Origin of the sequence: Paenibacillus terrae, from assembly GCF_005217525.1 — a bacterium.
In the GTDB taxonomy this organism is placed as follows: domain Bacteria; phylum Bacillota; class Bacilli; order Paenibacillales; family Paenibacillaceae; genus Paenibacillus; species Paenibacillus terrae_C.
Window position 1 is genome coordinate 523,664 of sequence record NZ_PNXQ01000016.1, and the last position, 3,202, is coordinate 526,865.

General features: G+C 46.8%; 1 protein-coding gene. It reads right to left on the reverse strand.

Annotated elements, in window-relative coordinates; all coding sequences use genetic code 11:
• Positions 1–3,202, reverse strand: a 3,202-nt coding sequence (locus C1I60_RS24965) for a condensation domain-containing protein (protein WP_252361803.1), incomplete at both ends; no start/stop codon positions are given.

The window sequence follows — 3,202 nt, forward strand, 5'->3', positions numbered from 1 at the left end:
CAGCCGATTCGCCTGCTCGTTCAGTTCCCGGTAGGTCAGCGTTTGCTCTCCCCAGACCAAAGCCAGGTGATCTGCTCTTTGCTCCGCTCGTTCCTCAAACAACCCGTGGATCGTTTGATCCTTTGGATATTCCGCCTCCGTATGGTTAAAACCGCGAACTAACGTACTCCTTTCTTCCTCTGGCACGATTTCGATATCTTCGATCCTCATCTTTGGATAACGGATGATTTCACAGATGATCATTTTAATCTGCCCGGCTACCCGCTCCATAAAGCCTCTGTCATAGGCCAAGCTATTGTAGCGGAATTTAATCTGCAAATCGTTCTCAGGCACAACAATGAAATTAAAATCAAAATTTGTCTGTTCGGAGACCTTTGTGGACAGAATCCTCAAATCTGTTCCGTGGTCGCCCTGTCCTTTGACAGCTTCCTCTATCGGATAGTTTTCAAAGGCTAGCAGGTTTTGCACCAATCCGCCTCCATGGGCAGTCCGCGACTGAATTTCCGCCAGCGGATAATAGTGATGCCGCTCCGATGCCCATGCCTCCTGCTGCAGTTTGGCAACCAGGTCTGAAAAGCTTTCTTCCTTCTCTGCCCGAACTCTGACAGGAATCGTATTGATAAACAGCCCTACCATCTGTTCAACGCCTTGAATTTCTGCCGGTCTTCCCGAGACAACCGTTCCGAACACCACATCCTGGGTATTGTTATACCGTTGCAGCAGGATTCCCCATACGGCCTGTATCACCGTACTTAACGTGGCGCCGTTTTCTCTTGCGATTCTCTCCAAACTCGCCTTCATTTCCTTATTTATCGTAAAATCGTATTCCTCCTGAATGTATCCCGGATTAGCTATACCACTTTTGATTTTAGGCAGCAGCGCTGGCTGTTCGTACTCTGTCAGATAATTCTCCCAGTAAGCCCCCGTCTCCCGGTCATTCCTTTGCTCCAGCCACTGGATATATTGATGATAAGGATACACTGTCCCTAATTGCGGTATGCTTCCTTTATGAAGCGCACTGTAAATTTCCAGCAGCTCTTTAAATACAATGCCAAGACACCATCCATCCATAATGATATGATGAAAACTCAAAATGAAACGATAGCTGTGGGCATTCATTCTAACCAAGGCAAATCTGATCAGTGGCTCCCGGGTGAGGTCAAAACCCTTTTCTCTATCCTTGTCCAAATAGGCTTGGAGATGGTTTTCTTTCTCTTCCTCTGTTAAGAAGGAAATAAACTCGAAAAACATTTCAGCCGGCCTATCCTTTAAAACGACCTGAACCGGTTTTTCCACCTTTTCATAAACAAAGGCGGTCCGCAAAATATCGTGTCTTTGAATCATCTGCTGGAAAGCACGCTCAAACAAGCTCCTATCGATTTCACCCTCCAGACTGATCACGGCTTGTTCAAAATACGCGTGCGAGTTTTGCTCCCTTAGGAAGTGATAGAGCATTCCCGACTGCATAGGGGTCAATGTATAAATGTCTGTGATATTGGGCTTAGAGTCCCCCATCGCGCGGTATACCTCTTCTACCTCCGCCGTCGTAATGTTGCTGGAACTTACATCACTGGCTGTCAGTTCCGTATATTCCTGTGATGCGCAATGCTCGATAATTTGCTCCAGATTTCGCTTAAAGCCTTCCGCCACTGTGATCAGCGTGGCCTTTTCATATTCGTGCTTGTGATAGGTGAAACTCAACCGTAGTTTTCCATCAGTCACCCTTCCGTTAATGTCCAAGCAGTAAGGTCTTTGCATGTCGGGTGAAACCGTCTCATCGGTAAGAACATCGGAGATGGTAAATATGTCGGTATCGATATCCTGGTCAAACTGCCCCAGGTAGTTAAAGCTGATCTCAGGGTGCAAATTAAACCTTAAGATTTCCTCGTCCCGAGGGAACGTCTGGTATTTTAAAATGCCGTAGCCGATGCCTTTTTGCGGAATGCGCCGTAGGCTTTCTTTGACGGCTTTAAGCCGGGAAGACACGTTCTTGACGCCTTCCATATCCAAAATCACAGGGTACTGGGCGGTAAACCAGCCTACGGTTCTGCTGATATCCATATCCTGAATGATTTCTTCGCGTCCGTGTCCTTCCAGGTTAACAAGCACCTTATCTTCTCCTGTCCATTCCCGAATAGCCTCTCCCAATGCCGTCAAAAGAACATCGTTGATTTCAGTATTGTAAGCCTTATTCACTTCTCTAAGCAGCTTGGCGGTTTGGAATTCATCCAGCACGATTTCGATATGATCGCTATCCATATATGTTCTGCCATGAACGGAATGATCCTTGGGAATTGGCTTGATTTCATTCTGCTCCAGCTCGGACCAGTACGTGATTTCTTGCAGAAGCTCCCCGCTGCTGGCATACGTATAAAGTTGTTCAGACCATGCCAGGAAAGAGTCCGTTTTCCCTCTGAATGTGACTTCTTCCCCCTGCTCCGCCTGTCGGTATCCTGTAGAAATATCCTCAAAAAGAATCCGCCAAGAAATCCCGTCAACCACCAGGTGGTGAATACTTACGCACAGATAGTCACCGTCTTTCGTTTTGAACAAGCCCGCTTGCATCAGAGGTCCACACTCTAAATCCATGCGGGACTGAAGCTGGGCGGCTTCTTCCTTTACGGAGCTATCATATATATCATCATTTGTAAGATCCTTTACCTCCAGCGAGTATAGCTCACCTTCCGTGCCTCGGTTGAACAGAACCACCTGTCCCGCCTTCTCACGCATTACAATACGCAAAGCATCATGGTGTTCCACCAAACGATCGAACACTTTTCTTAACATCCTTTCGTCAAACCCCTGTTTCCTATGTAACAGAACGGACTGGTTGAAGTGATGTTTTGCTGCAAAAGGCTGCTCAAAAAACCAGCTTTGGATGGGCGTGAGCATGATTTCCCCTGTTACCATTCCTTGAAAAGCAGTATGTTCGACAGATTGTACATAGGCACTCAATTGTTCAATCACAGGATGGTCAAAAAGTTCCTTCAGTTGCAGCTTTAGCTTATAATCGTGAAGCTTGGACACGATCTGGATGGCTTTAATAGAATCTCCCCCCAGATTCAGAAAGTGATCCTTAATGCCTACCCGTTCGACTTTCAGGACTTTTCCCCATATTTCAGCCAATATTTCCTCTATTTTGTCTCTCGGTGCCACATATTCCTCCGTTGCATTCACGCTCAGATCGGGCTCGGGCAATGCT